Consider the following 15,800-nt stretch of genomic DNA (forward strand, 5'->3'; position numbering starts at 1 on the left):
TGCGGCTTGTTTCCCTATCTTGACAGCGTCGCGCGCCGCTACTCCCCCGTCATCGTATGGACGGTCATCGGCATGAACGTCGTCGCGTTTCTCTATCAGACCAGCCTGCCGCCGCGCGTGCTGGACTGGTTCCTGTTCGAGTTCGCGCTGGTGCCCTCGCGCTTCTTCGGACAGCTGAGCCTCGTCGCCCCGTCCGACTGGACCCCATTCCTGACCAATATCTTCCTGCACGGGGGCTGGCTGCACCTCATCTTGAACATGTGGACGCTCTGGATCTTCGGCCCCGCCGTCGAAGATCGGCTCGGACCGGGTAGATTCACGTTGTTCTATCTGTTCTGTGGTGTTGCGGCCGGACTGGCTCACGCGCTGGCGAACCCGGACTCGGTCGTTCCCGCGCTTGGCGCGTCGGGGGCGATCGCGGGCGTGATCGGTTGCTACGCACGCATGTTTCCGGCGGCTCGGCTGGTGGTGATCGTGCCGATTCTGTTCATTCCGCTGTTCTTCGAAGTGCGCGCGTTCATTTTCGCAATGATCTGGTTCTTCATGCAGGTCATTCCCGGCTTTCTGTCGCTCGGCGGCGATCAGGCCACGGGCGGGATCGCCTGGTGGGCGCATATCGGCGGGTTTCTCGCCGGTTGGATTGTCACGCCACTCCTGCGAAGGCGGGCAGCCACCTATCGCCATTATTATCGCGACGAGGGCATCTATGGCTTTCTGCCGGATGGCCGACGGGAAGGGGGACAAGGTCCATGGACATAATGCAGCTTTTCTGGCTGTTCTTCATCATTTCGGCGCTGCAGCCGGTTCTCCAGCGCCGCTATCTTGAGGCGATGCGCACACGCAAGATCGCCCAGATCGAGAAGAAACGCGCCAGTCGCGTCATCCTGCTGATCCATCGACAGGAGACGATGAACCTGCTGGGATTCCCTCTAATGCGTTACATCGACGTCAACGACTCGGAGGAAGTCCTGCGCGCTATCCAGATGACCGACGACGAAGTGCCGCTCGACATCGTGCTGCACACACCGGGTGGCCTTGTGCTGGCGGCAACACAGATTGCCCGCGCCATTCAGGGACACAAGGGCAAGGTCACAGTGTTCGTGCCACATTACGCGATGTCCGGTGGCACGCTGATCGCACTCGCTGCCGACGAGATCGTGATGTGCGAACACTCCGTGCTGGGACCCGTCGATCCGCAACTTGGCCAGTTGCCTGCTGCCTCGCTCATCAAGGTCGTCGAGGAGAAACCCATCGCCGAGATCGACGACCAGACCCTGATCATGGCCGATGTCGGCCGCAAGGCCATCGCGCAGATCGAGGCATTCGCGAAACGGCTTCTCTCGGACAAGATGGATGAGGCCCGGGCGGCGGATGTGGCGGCGAAACTGGCGACCGGCACCTGGACCCATGATTATCCGATCTCCGCCGATGAGGCACGCGAGCTGGGCCTGCCCGTCGGAACGGACATGCCCAAGGAAATACTGGAGCTGATGACGCTCTATCCGCAGCCGGTTCGACGCCAGGGCGGTGGCGTGGAATACCTGCCCGAGCCGCGGCAGCGACAGGCGCGCCGCGCCATGTCCACGCGCTGAATGCTTGCATCAGCCGGCCGTCAAGACCGGCCCGTCAACGAAAGGATACAGGATGCCCACGGTCGCTTGCCCGCAGTGCAACTCCACCAACAGAGTGCCGCAAGAGCGCCTGACCGATACTCCCAATTGCGGACGCTGCGGCGCGCCTCTCTTTCAAGGCAGGCCCGTCACGCTTACAGCGGCTAATTTTGACCGTCATGCGAATGCCGAACTGCCATTGCTGGTCGATTTCTGGGCCGAGTGGTGCGGGCCATGCAAGATGATGGCGCCCCAATTCGAGGCGGCGGCGCAGTCGCTCGAACCAAATTTCCGCCTTGCTAAGCTCGATACGGAAGCCGAACAGCAGATCGCCGGCCGCCACGGGATCCGCGGCATTCCCACCATGATCCTGTTCAGGAGCGGGAAGGAAATTGCGAGGACGAGCGGTGCGATGCCTACCGCGCAGATAGCGCTGTGGGCGCGCTCGCACGTCTAGAGTTTACAGGTATTGGCCTTCCCTGCGCCATGCCATCAGGAGAAGAACATGCATGGCGTGACCGGATTTGTCGAGAGTGCGGCCTTGTTGGTCTTTGCCGCGTTCGTGCTCGTGACGATATGTTCGCGGATCGGCGTGCCCAGCATTGTCGGTTACATTCTTGCCGGTACAGCCATTGGACCTGCCGGCCTCGGCCTGCTTGCCGAAAACGCTGCCCTGACCAGCATTGGCGAGATCGGAGTTGTGCTCCTGCTGTTCGCGCTTGGCCTGGAATTCTCGTTCGAGAAGCTCGTAAGGCTCAGGAAGCATGTCTTCGGTCTTGGAGCCGTGCAGGTTGCAGTCACGACGATAACGGTGTCTTTGATAACAATTCTGATCTTCGATCTCGCGCCCGTCCCCGCAATCCTCATCGGCGGGGCCGTTGCCATGTCATCCACGGCCATGTGCCTCAAGGTGCTCGCAAGCGCGAACGCTCTGGGATCCAGAAGCAGATGGCTGCCTACAAGCTGCTGATCATCGACGAGCTGGGCTTCGTGCCGCTCTCAAAGACCGGTGCGGAGTTGCTGTTCGAGCTGATCTCGCAACGCTATGAGCGCGGTGCCACCCTGATCACCAGAAATCTACCCTTCGACGAATGGACGGAAACGCTGGGATCCGAGCGACTGACCGGTGCTCTGCTCAACCGCATCACCCACCACGTCAACATTCTCGAGATGAACGGCGACAGCTACCGTCTCGCTCAAAGCCGCGCCCGAAAGGCCGGCAGAAACCCTCCTCGAAAATCGCCGCCCGCGCCTGCGACCCCCGCTCGGGCCACGTCCTCCCGGCGGTCGCAGGCGCGGGCAAGCTGTGGCCGACTCTTGCTCCGCCCAGTGGCCGGCCTTTACTCCGCCGTTGACAAATACCTATCAATCGGAAAATTCTCCGTCCCATCTCGGGATGCTCCATCAATTTCCTCATCTTGCCGAGACCCCCGGTCTTGAGCGGGAACATAGAGATCGAATTGGCCGCGTGGGCGCTGCGGGTTCGGGCTCCCGTCCATGCGAGTAAATACATGGGTGTGCGATGAAGCTGATGGTGGCAAAGCGGCTCGTTCTTTTCGCTCTGATCTGGCTCGTGCTGACCCGCGCCGACGTTTCGGGCTTCGCCTTCGGTATCGTGGTTGCGGCAGGCTCGACATGGGTTAGCCTCATCCTGCTACCGCCCGGCTCGCATCGCGTGAGTATCGCGGGGATGATCCGGCTCGCTCCCGGATTTTTGCGCAGCTCGCTTCTTGGCGGGATCGACGTCGCCCGCCGCGCGCTTCACCCGCGTATGCCACTCGACGCAGGCTGGATCGCCTATCGCACGAAGCTGCCTAGGGGCCTGCCTAGGGTCTCGTTCGGCAGCGAGACGAGTCTTCTACCAGGCTCGCTGGTGGCTGGCGGACGCGGCGACGTGCTCTACGTCCACTGCCTCGACAGGGGCCAGGACGTGGAAAGGAGCCTGCGCGACGAAGAGGAAAGGATCGCCTCCACGCTTACCGAGGGGGACAGACGAGAGGAGCGGGGGCCATGACCAGTTTTCTCTACCTTGCCGGCCTCATTCTTCTGCTGACCGTGGCGGCGAGCCTTATACGCATCCATATCGGCCCGACGCGCGCCGAGCGCATGATGAGCGCGCAATTGATCGGCACGAGCGGCGTCGGCACGGTGCTGCTTTTAGCCGGCGCCGAAGGAAACGGCGCGATGATCGACGTGGCGCTGGTGCTGGCACTGCTGGCTGCCTTCGCGGCAGTCGCCTTCGTCAAGGCATCGAGCCCGGACGGGGCCGGTGATCCGGAGGAGGACGACAGATGAACCTCGCAGAGGCCTTCACGATTCTGTTCGTCGTCGCCGGCATCTTCTTCTTCGTGGCCGGCACTGTCGGCCTGCTGCGTTTTCCCGACACGCACACGCGGCTTCACGCGCTGACCAAGGCCGACAATCTCGGCCTCGGGCTGATCGCCTTCGGTCTCGCCTTCCGGATGCCCGATGTCTGGGGCGTCGCCAAGCTCGGCCTCGTCTGGCTGCTCGCCGTCTTAGCGGCCGCGACCGTCGCGCAACTGGTTGCCCGCGCCGCGCTCGACCGCCTGCCAGACCTTGACGAGAAGGGAGGCGCCCAGTGACTGCTGCCTTTGTCTTAGACGCCATGCTGGGCCTCCTGTTAGTAGGAACTGCCGTCTCGGCGGTGGCCGGGCGCGATCTCTTCGCCTCGATTGCCTTCTTCGTCACTTACGGCATTCTGATCGGGCTCGCCTGGCTGCGGCTCGGGGCCGTCGACGTGGCGCTGGCGGAGGTCGCGATCGGAGCCGGCCTTACCGGCATGCTGCTGATCGGAGCGTGGTCGATGCTCCAGCGGCGCTGCGGCGACGGCGGCAATGATCCCGCCATGCCGGTGTTGCCGAAGCTCGCCGCCGCCGCTGTGTCCGTAACGGTGACGGGAATGCTCGCGCTGGCCGTGCTCGCGCTCCCGGTAGGGGCGCCGGGCCTCGTTCCTCTCGTCACTGAGAACATCTCTGAATCCGGCGTCGGAAATCCCGTTACGGCGGTGCTCCTCAACTTCCGCGCGTATGACACACTGATGGAAAGCATCGTGCTGCTGATCGCGCTGGTCGCGGTCTGGGCGCTCACGCCGAAGGAGCTTTGGGGCGGCGTGCCAGGCCTGCGCCAGCATGCGCGCCCGGACGGCGTGCTCGCGACCTTCGGCCGCTTGCTGCCGCCACTCGGCCTCGTGGTCGCCGTCTATGTAGTCTGGGCGGGCAGCGAAATGCCCGGCGGCGCGTTCCAGGCCGGCACCATCCTCGCCGCCGTCTGGCTGCTGGTCGTCATGGCCGGCATTGCCGAAGAGCCGCGCATGTCGAGTCGGCTCCTGCGCCTCGCCCTCGTCGTCGGGCCGGCCGTGTTCCTCGGCGTCGGCCTCGTCGGCGCGGCTTTCGGCAGCTTCCTGGGCCTGCCCGTCGATTTCGCCAAGGCGCTGATCCTGGCAATCGAGTTCGCGCTGACCTTTTCCATTGCCGTCACGCTCGCCCTTCTCGTCGCCGGCACGCCGAGGGAGGGAACGTGAGATGATGCTGTCGACCGCTACCCTCTACGCCCTTTGCGGCGCCGCGATGATTGGCATCGGCGTCTACGGCTTCATCGTGCGTGCCCATCTCCTGCGGCGGGTGCTGGCCTTCAACGTCATCGGCAGCGGCGTCTTCCTCTTTCTCGGCGCGCTCGGCTACCGCGCTCCGCAAGCCGGGGCTGATCCCGTGCCCCACGCTCTCATCATCACGGGGATCGTTGTGGCTCTGTCGCTGACCGCGCTCGCGGTAGCGCTGGTGCTGAAGCACGCGGAGGAGGCCGGCCGCGCTGTGCTGCCGGAAGAGGACCGGGAGGAGACGTGATGGGTGCTCTCCTTACGCTGCCGCTTCTGGAACTCACCGTCGGCCTGCCGCTGGCCGCGACCCTGCTTGCCATTGTGTCGGGCAGGTTCTCGTCCGGTCTCGTCCTCGGGATTGGTCCAGCAATGCTTGCGCTCGCGGTGCTGCTTTGCCTTGCGGTTGGCAGTCACGGACCGCTGGAGGTGGCTGTCGGCGGCTGGGCCGTGCCGCTCGGCATCGCGCTCGGCGCGGACGGGCTTTCGGCCGTCTTCGTGATGACTGGCGCGATCATCATGCCCGCCGCAGCGCTCTTTGCGCGCCGCGCCTTCGGCTCCGATCCAGCCGAGACGACGCAGAGCTTCACCTTCTGGCCGCTGTTTTTCGCCATGTGGGCAGCGCTCAACGCGATCTTCGTCGGGCGCGACCTGTTCAACTTCTATGTCGCTTTGGAGCTTTTGACCCTCACCGCAGTGGCTATGGTCGCCTATGGCGGCACCGCGGCCGCACTGCGCTACTTGATCTTCGCCCTGATGGGCTCGCTCGCCTATATGACTGGCGTCGCTCTGCTCTACGCCTCGGCCGCCACGCTTGACATCGGCCTGCTTTACGAAGCCATCGAGCCCGACCGCGCCGTCGTCCTCGCCGGCGGGCTGATGACGGCCGGGCTTCTGGCGAAGACTGCGCTGTTCCCGCTTCATGCCTGGCTGCCGCCCGCGCACGGCAATGCGCCAGCGCCGGCGAGCGCGCTGCTCTCGGCGCTGGTGGTGAAGGCGTCGTTCTTCATCATCGTGCGCATCTGGTTCCACGTGATGCCGGACGCGCAAAGCCCGTGGCTCGTGCAGACGCTGGGCCTCCTAGGCGCATGTGCGGTCATCTATGGCTCGCTGCTCGCCATCCGCCAGGGCCGGCTCAAGCTCGTGATCGCCTATTCGACCGTGGCTCAGATCGGCTATCTGTTCTTCATCTTTCCGCTCGCGGACGGCTCGGCCTTCGCGCTGCCCTGGGCGGCCGGCGCGTGGACCGGCGGCATCTTCCATGCGCTCTCGCACGCTTTCGCCAAGGCCGCCCTGTTCCTCGCGGCCGGCCTGATCATCGAGGCGCTCGGGCATGACCGGATCGCCGACATGAAGGGCATCGCCCGCGCCCTGCCGATGACGATGGCCGCCTTCGGTCTCGCGGCGCTCTCGATCATGGGCCTGCCGCCGTCCGGCGGCTTTATGGCCAAGTATCTGATGCTGACCTCCGCGCTCGCCGGCGGCCAGATCTTCTACGCGCTGGTGATGATCGCCGGCGGACTCCTGGCGGCGGTCTACCTGTTCCGGCCGCTCAATGCGGCCTTTGCGGGCAGTCATGCGCCCGAAATCGCGCCTGTCTCCAAGGCGCGGCAGACGATCCCGCTGGCGCTGGCGCTGATCGCGACGATCATCGGCCTGGCATCGAGTATTCCCTATCAGTTCCTTCAGATCGGCCTGCCCGAAGTGTTGGAAGGAGGGACGGAATGACACAGGCACTTCCCATCGCCCTGATGGCCTGCGCCTTCGCGCCGTCCTTCATCTGCTTCTTCCTCGCGGAGGAGCGCACGCGGCTGCGCAACTCAATCAACATCGCCAGCGCGCTCCTGAAGCTGGTGCTGATCGCCTTCCTGCTCGAGGGCGTGGCGCGCGGCATGGTCTACGAGACGCGGCTGCAATTCGTTCCCGGCCTCTATCTGCTGTTGCGGGTCGACGCGCTGGCGCTGCTGTTCGTGACGCTGTCCGCCTTCCTGTGGCTCGTCACCACCGTCTATGCGATCGCCTATTTCGGTGGGAAGCCGAACCTGTCGCGCTTCTTTGCCTTCTTCAACCTGTGCGTGACGGCGACCACCGGGATCGCGCTGTCCGGCTCGCTCATCACCTTCTTCCTGTTCTACGAGCTGCTCACCCTCGCGACCTGGCCTCTGGTCGTCCACAAGGGGGACGAGAAATCCATGGCCGCCGGGCGTTCCTATCTCGCCTACACCATGGCCGGAAGTGCTGCGCTGCTGTTCGGCATCGTGTGGCTGGAAGGCATGACCGGCCCGGTCGAGTTCGCGCGTCCCGGTGCGCTCGCGAACATCGACGACTGGACCTTGCGCGTGATCTTCTTGCTGTGCGTCGGCGGGCTGGGAGTGAAGGCGGCGCTAGTGCCGTTCCACGGATGGCTCCCGCAGGCGATGGCCGCGCCGGCGCCGGTGAGCGCGCTGCTCCACGCCGTGGCTGTCGTGAAGGCCGGCGCGTTCGGCATCGTACGCTTCATCTACGACGTCTACGGCATCGAACGCGTGGCCGAGCTTTCGCTGGGGCTGACGCTGGCGGCGCTCGCCTCGCTGACCATTGTTTACGGCTCGGTCCGCGCACTCCAGCAGACGGACATCAAGCGCCGGCTCGCCTTCTCTACCGTCAGCCAGGTCGCTTACATCATCCTCGGCGCGAGCCTGGCCAGTCCTTTCGCCACTATCGGCGGGCTTGTCCACCTCGTCCATCAGGGCCTGATGAAGATCACGCTGTTCTTTACGGCAGGTGCGCTCGCTGAGCGGCTCGGCATCACCTCCATTGACCAACTCGACGGTGCAGGACGGCGCATGCCGGTGACGATGCTCGCCTTTACCGTCGGCGCGCTCGGCATGATCGGCGTGCCGCCGGTCGCCGGCTTCGTATCCAAATGGTATCTCGGCATCGGCGGCCTACAAGCGGGCCAGCCCTGGGTGATCCCCGTGCTGGCCACCTCCAGCCTGCTCAACGCCGCCTATTTCCTGCCGCTGGTCTATCGCGCGTGGTTCCGTCCTCCTGCCGGCAACCCGCCAAGCCAAGGCATCATCGAAGCATCGGCAGCGCTCATCCTGCCCGGTGCAGTGACGGCGCTCGCGTCGCTTGGCGCGGGTTTGCTCGCCGCCTTCGCGCTTAGCCCGCTTGGCTGGTCGACGCTGATCGTGGAAAGGGTCTATCTGCCATGATTCTTTCGTATGGTGCGCTCTGGCTAATTCCTGTCCTCTCCTTGCCGCTGACGCTGGCGGTGGCCGCCCACCTGCCGGCTATGCGGCCGTATAGCCTGTCGCTATTGCCGCTGGCGCCGCTGCCGGCCCTCGCTACGGCGCTGTTCGCGCCCGAGGGGAGCGCATTCGAAGCCCCCGACCTGCTGCTCGGCGCGCAGCTTGCGCTCGAAGGCAATGCCCGGCTGTTCCTCGGCTTCGCGGCATTCCTGTGGAGCGCCGCCGGCATCTTCGCGCGCACTTACATGCGCGGCGACGAGCGGGCCGGCGGCTTCGCAGCACTGTGGTGCCTTACGCTTGCTGGCAATCTCGGCGTGTTCCTCGCAGCCGACGTCGCAACCTTCTATGTGAGCTTCGCCTGCGTTTCGCTCGCCGCCTATCCGCTAGTCGTCCATACGCGCTCAGCAAAGGCGATGCGTGCGGGCCTCGTCTACATTGTGCTGGCGCTGGCCGGCGAGACCGCTCTGCTACTCGGCTTCATGCTGGCCGCGTCCAGCGCGGAGACGCTGCTGATCGCGGACATGCGCGAATCGATGGTCGACTCGCCGTGGCAGGGGGCGGTCCTTACGCTTCTTGTCGCCGGCTTCGGCATCAAGGCGGGCCTTGTGCCGCTACATGTTTGGCTGCCTCTCGCTCATCCTGCGGCCCCGACACCTGCGTCGGCCGTTCTGTCGGGCGCGATCGTCAAGGCCGGGATATTCGGGCTTATCCAGTTCCTGCCGTTCGGGGTCGACCTACGCTTCTGGCACGAGGCGCTGTTGTGGGCCGGACTCGCCACCGCCTTCTACGGCGTAGCGATCGGGCTGACGCAACAGAACCCAAAGACCGTGCTCGCCTATTCGACCGTCAGCCAGATGGGTCTCGTGGTTGCCGTGCTGGCGACGGCACTCCAACAGGGCTCGCCAGAAATCGCGCTCGCCTCGGCGAGCTTCTACGCCCTTCATCACGGTCTCGCCAAGGGCGCGCTGTTCATGGGCGTCGGCGTCGTGGGCGCGAGCGGGAAGCGGTCGCTCGTGCCGGTGCTGGCGACGCTCACCCTACCCGCGCTGTCGCTCGCCGGTCTGCCGCTCACCGGCGGGGCGCTGGCCAAGCTCGGCGCAAAGCCACCTCTCGGCGGCGGCGCGGCGGAACTCCTGTTCACGCTCTCTGCCGTCGGCACCGCAATGCTGATGCTTCGCTTCATGCTCAAGGTCGCCGCGACCGGCAGCCACGAGCCTGACGCGCGACCGGCAGCCGGCCTGCTCGTTCCATGGCTGGCGACCGTGGCGGCGGGCCTGATCGTGCCATGGTTGCTGTTCACAGGCGTCACCGGCCTGCCGGTCGCCTATCCGCTCGCGCCGGACAGCCTTCTGTCCGCCTTCTGGCCGGCGGCGGCGGCCGGTGTCGTTGGCGCCTTGGTGGCGGTCGCACGGCTGGGTGCTCCAGGTATTCCCGAAGGCGACCTGCTCATTCCGACCACTGACACCGGTGCACGCCTTCTGTCGATGATTCCGGCACGGCCGCATTGGATCGCCGCGCTCAGGCTTCCCGAAAAGCGTCTCATGCTCGACCGCGTGGCGGGTGAATGGGCGTCGCGGGCGGAGCGCCTGTTGTCGCGATGGTCGATAAGCGGAGCACTTCTCCTGATGCTGGTGATCCTGGCCACGCTATGAAGCAGTGGCGAGGCGAAACGCGAGACGCGGACATCGGCAGACATACAGTCGCGAACGCCGCGCAGGTCTTGAATCGGCGAGAAGCCATACTAAATCGAAATCGCCGGCCGCCCCGCATGGGGGCAGGCACAAGTCCGGGAGGCGTGCCGCCAAGACATCCCCGGTACTGCTTGTATCCATGTTTGTTGGATGTCACTGAGAACTGACCCAGCCACGATAGAAAATGTCACTGAGAATTGACCCATGTGGAACCCTCCCCCTGACGGGATTTGTCGGCGCTCACGGCTTACGCTGGGGCCATTTTTGCCCTCAAGATCGCTGGTGGCCTATATCTGCTCTATCTGGCGTGGAAATCCGCGCGTTCGGCGTTGGCGGGTAAGGCTGGTCAGACGGCTTTAATCCCGCTGGCGGGGAAGCGGGCACTCTATCGCAAGGGCATGGTGCTTCATCTATCCAATCCGAAGGCTGTGCTGGGATGGATCGCGATCATGTCCATAGGGCTGCGTCCTGATGCGCCGTCCTACACGATCCCGATCATGATGACGGGTTGTGCTGTGTTGGCGATGATCGTCAATGTTGGCTATGCCCTGATCTTCTCGACCCCCATCATGGGACGCGCCTACCAAAGAGCGCGCCGCTGGATAGAGGGGATGCTAGCAGCAATCTTCGGGTATGCGGGCATCCGCCTGCTACTCTCAAGGCCGTAGATTCGCCGCCATACGGAATGTCTGCAACGTCCCGCAAAGCGGACGCCTGCCGTCAGGCACCACAATGCCGTGCCCCGTAAGTCAAAAGTTGCTGGCATCGGACATGGCGGCAAGCACCAGCCAGCCAGCCGGGGCGGCGGCCAGCCGCACCTGCTCGCCCGGTTGCGGCAGGCCGGCGCCGGGCTCGTTGAAGCGGTCCAGCACCACCTCGCGACCCGCCACCCGCGCCCGCAGCCGTTGGACGGACCCGAGGAATTCGACGCCGGCGATCTCGGCCGGGATGCCCTCGGGCGCGATGCGCAGGCTTTCCGGCCGCGCCGCGAGCGTGATGCGCCCGGTGGGCAGCGGGCGGTCCAGCGCGATCTCGGCCCCCTCGACGCGGACAAGGCCGCGGGCGGCGTCCAGCACCTCGGCCTCGAACCGGTTCAGCGTGCCGACGAATCCGGCGACGAAATCGGTGGCGGGCTGGTTGTAGATCTGCGCGGGCGTGCCGGTCTGGTCGGCGACGCCCTTGTGCATGACCACGATGCGGTCGGAAATCGACAGCGCCTCCTCCTGGTCATGGGTGACGAAGATGGTGGTGATGGCCAGCTGCTGCTGGATCTCGCGGATCTGGTTGCGCAGAGAGACGCGGATCTTGGCGTCCAGCGCCGACAGCGGCTCGTCCAGCAGCAGCACGCGCGGCCGCGGCGCCAGCGCCCGGGCCAGCGCCACCCGCTGCTGCTGGCCGCCCGACAGCTGCCAGGGATAGCGCCCGCCCAGGTCCGGCAGGCCGATCAGCGCCAGCATCTCGGCCACGCGGCCGGCACGCTCGGCCCGCGCGATGCCGGCGACCTTCAGGCCGAAGCCGACATTCTCGGCCACGGTCAGGTTCGGGAACAGCGCATAGGACTGGAACACCATGCCGATGCGGCGCTGATTCGGCCGCGACCGGGTCACGTCCTGGCCGTCGATGGTGATGCGACCCGCCGTCGGCGTCTCGAACCCCGCGACCATGCGCAGCACCGTGGTCTTGCCACAGCCGGACGGCCCCAGGAAGGACACGAACTCGCCCTTTTCCACCGACAGGTCGAAGTCGTGGACGACGCGGGTCGGGCCGAAGGATTTCTGCAGGTGGTCGAGGGTCAGGAAGCTCATGTCGGTTGAATCCGTGTGCCGAACAGGCGGGAGATCAGCTGCATCACCCCCATGCAGCCCCAGGTGACGGCGAAGGCGATCACCGCCAGCGCCGCCGGCTCATAGGCACGGTTGGCGCCCAGCAGCTGCATGTAGGGCCCGAAGGCCGGGCGGTTCAGCAGCGCCGCCATGGTGAATTCGCCGATGACGATGGCGAAGGACAGGAAGGCGCCCGACATCACCGCGCCCAGCACGTTGGGCAGGATCAGCCGGCCGATGATCCGCACCCAGCCGGCGCCCAGCGATTGCGCGGCCTCGGTCAGGCTGCGCACGTCCAGCGTGGAAAGCCCGGTATCCACCGCGCGATACATATAGGGCAGCGCCAGCGTGGCATAGCCGCACAAGAGCAGCAGGTTGGTGCCGGATGCGGTGCCGGTCAGCGGCAGGATCGAGCTGGTATTGTAAAGCCGGATATAGCCGAAGACCACGACGATGGCGGGAATGACCAGCGGCAGCAGGGTGATGAACTCGATCACCGGGCGCAGCCGCGGCAGGCGCAGCCGCACCCAATAGGCGGTCGGCACCACGATCAGCACCCCCAGCACGATGGTCAGCAGCGCCATGACCACCGAATAGCTGAAGGTCTGCCGGAAGGCCGCGTCCGACAGCACCGAGCGATAGGCGTCCAGCGAATATTCCCCGCGCCGCATCCGCAGCGAGAACTCGATGGTGCCGATCAGCGGCAGCAGGAAATACAGCCCGCCGACGATCAGCGCCGCCCAGGACCAGACCCGTTTCATCGCATCCACCTTTCAGCGCGGGTGCGCATGACGACATAGGCGAGGTTCGCCAGGCCGGTGACAACGATCATGCCGAAGGCCATGGCATAGCCCAGATGCGGGTCCTGCAGCACGTCGCCGCGGATCTGCGCGAACAGCATGATCGGCACGATGGACAACGACGAGCCGGTCAGCGCATAGGCCGTCGCCACCGCCCCGAAACTGTTGGCAAACAGCAGCGCGAAGGTGCCCAAAAGCGACGGGAACAGGATCGGCAGCGCCACCATGCGCCAGTATTGCCCCGTGCTGGCGCCCAGCACCTCTGCCGCCTCGCGCCATTCGCGCTTCAACCCCTCCAGCGCCGGGGTGATGATCAGGATCATCAGCGGGATCTGGAAGAACAGATAGGTCAGCGTCAGACCCCAGAACGACAGCAGGTTGAAGCCCATGGCATAGATGTTGATGCCGAACCATTGCCGCAGCAGCATCGTGACCAGCCCCACCCGCCCCAGCGTGGCGATGAAGGCGAAGGCCAGCGGCACCCCGGCGAAGTTCGAGGCGACGCCGGAAAAGGTCATCAGCGGCCCCTTGATCCAGCGCGGCACGCCGCCCATGACCACCGCCGCCGCCATGGCAAAGCCGATCAGGCAGCCCAAAAGCGCCGAGGCCAGCGAGATCTTGATCGAGATGGCAAAGCTCGACACGATCCGCGGCGAGGCCAGCCCAGCCAGATTGGCCAGCGTGAACTCTCCCTGCGGGTTCTGGAAGGCGCCGATGACGATGTTCATCGTCGGCAGCACCAGAAACAGCAGGGCAAAGGCGAAAAAGGGCACGACGCCCAGCCAGTTCCAGCCGATCTGTCTCATTCCGCCTCGCCCGTTCCGGGGGGCCCCGCCAGCCGGGCGGGGCCGCCGCGCCTTATTCCTGAACCGCCGCGCCGACGACGCTGTCCCAGCCCTCGGTCACGACCTTCTTGTTGGCCTCCTGCTGCTCCAGCGTCGGGAAGATCGCCTTTTCATAGGCCGAGGCCTCGGGCAGCGCGTCCAGCAGCTCCTGCGGGACCTTGCCGTTCTGGACGAGGTCGTTGAAGCGGATCGGGTGGCAATAGCCTTTCAGCCAGCCCAGCTGGCCCTCGTCCGAGTAAAGATATTCCATCCACAGCTTGGCCGCGTTCGGATGCGGCGCATAGGCCGAGATCGCCTGCACATAGACGCCCGCGACCACGCCGTCCTCGGGGATGATCACCTCGACCGGCGGATTGCCGTTCAGGCTGTCGCGCCAGCTGAGCAGGTTGTAGTCCCAGGCGGTGACGATCGGCGTCGCGCCCTGGGCGATGGTCGCCGACTTGCCGATAACCGGGACGAAATTGCCGGCCTTGTGCACCTCGGCCATCAGCTCCATGCCCTTCTGGCCGGATGCCTCGCCCGGCTCGCCGCCATTGGCGATGCCTGCCGCCATGACCGAGATGATCGCCTGGGCCGAGGCGCGCGGATCGCCGGCCAGCGCGAAGGCATTGGCATATTCCGGCTTGGTCAGGTCCTTCCAGCTTTTCGGCGCCTCGTCGATCAGGTCGGTGTTCACGCCAAAGGCCATCACGCCGTAATAATCGCCATACCAATAGCCCTCGGCATCCTTGGCGTCGTCGGGGATCGTGTCCCAGGTGGCGACCTTGTAGGGCTGGATCAGCCCTTCGGCCTTGGCCTGCGGACCGAAGGACAGGCCCACGTCGATCACATCGGGCGCCTGCGGGCCCTTGTTGTCCCTGTTGGCGCGGATCGCCTCCAGCTCGTCGGCCGAGCCGGCATCGGGGTTCAGCTCGTTGACCCTGATTTCCGGGTATTTGGCCTTGAAGCCGGCGATCACCTCGCCATAGCCGCACCAGTCATGCGGCAGCGCGATGGTGGTCAGCATGCCCTCGGCCTTGGCCGCCTCCTCGAGCGCCGCCAGGTCCTGCGCCGAGGCGGCCCCCGCGGTCGCCAGCAGCGTCACGGCGGCCAGCCCCGCCGCGGTCGATTGAATGGTCATTGGTCAACTCCGTTCCAGAACGCGCCCCATAGGCGGCTGGCTGCCACCTAGCGGCCCCCCGTGACAGTCTTGCGACACAAGACCCCTGTTGGCAAAGGTTTTTTCCCGCGCTGACCTGGGGGAAGCCTGCGGTCCCGGCGCGGGCTCAGGGCACCAGCACCAGCCCGACCTTCATGGACTTGCCGCCGATGCGGTAATCGGCCTCGACCCGGTGGCCCGGCAGCGCCGGATGCAGCTTGCCCAGCGAGCCCAGCGAGATGACCGAGCCCGGCTTCAACTCGTAGCGGCCCTGCTCGACCAGCCACAGCACCACGTCCAGCGGATGCCCCAGCAGCATCTCGCCCGAGCCGGTGCCGACGCTCTTGCCGTCCATCTTCAGGTTCACCGTCAGCGCCTCCAGATCGGCGACCGGATCGCGCAGGTCAGAGATCGGGATGCCCCGTCCCAGCACGCCGCGCCAGGGCATCACGCCATAGGCGACCATCAGCGGCCCGGTCGGCACCACGTCCTTTTGCAGCGCCAGGTCGGGCAGTTCGATAAAGGGGCGCACGTCCTTCAGCGCCGCCGCCACCTCTTCGCGGGTCCGGGCCTGCATGATCGCGGAACTGCCCACCGTCACCACCAGATCGGCCTCGAAAAACGGCTCGCGGCTGCCCTTGAGGCTGAGCCGGCTGCCGTCCGGCACCAGCATCGGCGCAAACAGCGCGCCGGCCACCGGCTCGGTCACGCCGAACCGTTCCTGCGCCGGTTTCGAGGTGAAGCCGACCTTCACCCCCACCGGCGCGCCCAGCTCGGCCTCCAGCACGCTGCGGAAACTGGCATAGGCGCAGGCCCCGTCCTCGACCGTGCGCACCAGCGGGTCGGGCAGGCGCTGGCCGGCGATCCAGCCGCGCGCGGCATTCTGCATCAATGAGACGTCCGGGCAGGCCGCCACGGCCACGCCCGCGAACGGCAGCAGGATTGCCCCCAGAATCAACGATTTCATCGCCCGGCCTCACGAATGCATTCCCGGCCGACGATGCCGCAACACGGGACCGCTGTCACCGGGATTCTTGCGCCCCTGCG

Annotated in this window: 18 protein-coding genes and 1 pseudogene; 14 read left to right on the forward strand and 5 right to left on the reverse strand. The window is 65.7% G+C overall.

What is annotated here, in order from left to right; genetic code table 11:
* Window positions 1-6 precede the first annotated feature (6 nt).
* The 14 genes and pseudogenes from L632_RS0115155 (at window position 7) to L632_RS22815 (ending at window position 10,815) form a co-directional block, all read left to right on the forward strand.
* The gene (locus tag L632_RS0115155) at window positions 7-759 is read left to right on the forward strand and encodes a rhomboid family intramembrane serine protease (protein ID WP_028717082.1); all 753 of its coding nucleotides are present in this window, start codon (window positions 7-9) and stop codon (window positions 757-759) included.
* A complete protein-coding gene (locus tag L632_RS0115160; protein WP_028713496.1) occupies window positions 750-1,592 on the forward strand; it encodes an ATP-dependent Clp protease proteolytic subunit in 843 nt (280 codons plus the stop codon). The genes L632_RS0115155 and L632_RS0115160 overlap by 10 nt, the downstream gene beginning before the upstream one ends.
* Before the next feature lie 52 nt (window positions 1,593-1,644).
* Window positions 1,645-2,067, forward strand: a complete 423-nt coding sequence (gene trxC, locus L632_RS0115165) for a thioredoxin TrxC (protein WP_028713497.1) — start codon at window positions 1,645-1,647, stop codon at window positions 2,065-2,067.
* A gap of 48 nt (window positions 2,068-2,115) precedes the next feature.
* Entirely contained in the window at window positions 2,116-2,580 is a 465-nt protein-coding gene (locus L632_RS22785; protein ID WP_084637862.1) for a cation:proton antiporter, read from the forward strand.
* A pseudogene (locus tag L632_RS23935) lies at window positions 2,550-2,831 on the forward strand (ATP-binding protein); the annotation flags it as partial. The gene L632_RS22785 and the pseudogene L632_RS23935, both read left to right, overlap by 31 nt.
* Before the next feature lie 301 nt (window positions 2,832-3,132).
* A complete protein-coding gene (locus L632_RS22790; protein ID WP_051476463.1) occupies window positions 3,133-3,624 on the forward strand; it encodes a Na+/H+ antiporter subunit E in 492 nt (163 codons plus the stop codon).
* Complete coding sequence (locus L632_RS22795; protein WP_036698449.1) at window positions 3,621-3,905, forward strand: monovalent cation/H+ antiporter complex subunit F; 285 nt, start codon at window positions 3,621-3,623, stop codon at window positions 3,903-3,905. Before L632_RS22790 ends, L632_RS22795 begins: the two co-directional genes overlap by 4 nt.
* Entirely contained in the window at window positions 3,902-4,213 is a 312-nt protein-coding gene (locus tag L632_RS22800) for a monovalent cation/H(+) antiporter subunit G (RefSeq protein ID WP_036698450.1), read from the forward strand. The genes L632_RS22795 and L632_RS22800 overlap by 4 nt, the downstream gene beginning before the upstream one ends.
* The gene (locus tag L632_RS0115190; RefSeq protein ID WP_028717083.1) at window positions 4,210-5,151 is read left to right on the forward strand and encodes a hydrogenase subunit MbhD domain-containing protein; all 942 of its coding nucleotides are present in this window, start codon (window positions 4,210-4,212) and stop codon (window positions 5,149-5,151) included. Before L632_RS22800 ends, L632_RS0115190 begins: the two co-directional genes overlap by 4 nt.
* A gap of 1 nt (window position 5,152) precedes the next feature.
* Entirely contained in the window at window positions 5,153-5,473 is a 321-nt protein-coding gene (locus tag L632_RS0115195) for a cation:proton antiporter subunit C (protein WP_198019360.1), read from the forward strand.
* The gene (locus L632_RS22805; protein WP_036698456.1) at window positions 5,473-6,951 is read left to right on the forward strand and encodes a complex I subunit 5 family protein; all 1,479 of its coding nucleotides are present in this window, start codon (window positions 5,473-5,475) and stop codon (window positions 6,949-6,951) included. The genes L632_RS0115195 and L632_RS22805 overlap by 1 nt, the downstream gene beginning before the upstream one ends.
* Window positions 6,948-8,420 (forward strand): proton-conducting transporter membrane subunit, encoded by a 1,473-nt coding sequence (locus L632_RS0115205; RefSeq protein ID WP_028717084.1) that lies wholly within the window; start codon window positions 6,948-6,950, stop codon window positions 8,418-8,420. The genes L632_RS22805 and L632_RS0115205 overlap by 4 nt, the downstream gene beginning before the upstream one ends.
* Window positions 8,417-10,108: a complex I subunit 5 family protein gene (locus L632_RS22810; RefSeq protein WP_036698458.1), complete on the forward strand. Its 1,692-nt coding sequence runs from the start codon at window positions 8,417-8,419 to the stop codon at window positions 10,106-10,108. The genes L632_RS0115205 and L632_RS22810 overlap by 4 nt, the downstream gene beginning before the upstream one ends.
* A 269-nt stretch (window positions 10,109-10,377) precedes the next feature.
* Window positions 10,378-10,815, forward strand: a complete 438-nt coding sequence (locus L632_RS22815) for a LysE family transporter (protein ID WP_051476464.1) — start codon at window positions 10,378-10,380, stop codon at window positions 10,813-10,815.
* Window positions 10,816-10,896: 81 nt separating this feature from the next.
* Here the strand turns inward: L632_RS22815 and L632_RS0115220 are convergent, their stop codons facing one another.
* The 5 genes from L632_RS0115220 to L632_RS0115240 form a co-directional block, all read right to left on the reverse strand.
* Entirely contained in the window at window positions 10,897-11,952 is a 1,056-nt protein-coding gene (locus tag L632_RS0115220; protein ID WP_028713507.1) for an ABC transporter ATP-binding protein, read from the reverse strand.
* The gene (locus tag L632_RS0115225; RefSeq protein WP_028713508.1) at window positions 11,949-12,731 is read right to left on the reverse strand and encodes an ABC transporter permease; all 783 of its coding nucleotides are present in this window, start codon (window positions 12,729-12,731) and stop codon (window positions 11,949-11,951) included. Before L632_RS0115225 ends, L632_RS0115220 begins: the two co-directional genes overlap by 4 nt.
* Window positions 12,728-13,576, reverse strand: coding sequence for an ABC transporter permease subunit (locus L632_RS0115230; protein WP_028713509.1), 849 nt, complete (start codon window positions 13,574-13,576; stop codon window positions 12,728-12,730). Before L632_RS0115230 ends, L632_RS0115225 begins: the two co-directional genes overlap by 4 nt.
* A 52-nt stretch (window positions 13,577-13,628) precedes the next feature.
* Window positions 13,629-14,735 carry an ABC transporter substrate-binding protein gene (locus L632_RS0115235; RefSeq protein WP_028713510.1) on the reverse strand — a complete coding sequence of 369 codons (1,107 nt, stop codon included), beginning with the start codon at window positions 14,733-14,735 and terminating at the stop codon, window positions 13,629-13,631.
* A gap of 145 nt (window positions 14,736-14,880) precedes the next feature.
* On the reverse strand, window positions 14,881-15,720 hold the full coding sequence (locus tag L632_RS0115240) for a 2-keto-4-pentenoate hydratase (RefSeq protein WP_028713511.1): 840 nt from the start codon (window positions 15,718-15,720) through the stop codon (window positions 14,881-14,883).
* Window positions 15,721-15,800: the final 80 nt, after the last annotated feature.

It is taken from the genome of Paracoccus sp. J39 (assembly GCF_000518925.1).
Classification (GTDB): Bacteria; Pseudomonadota; Alphaproteobacteria; order Rhodobacterales; family Rhodobacteraceae; genus Paracoccus.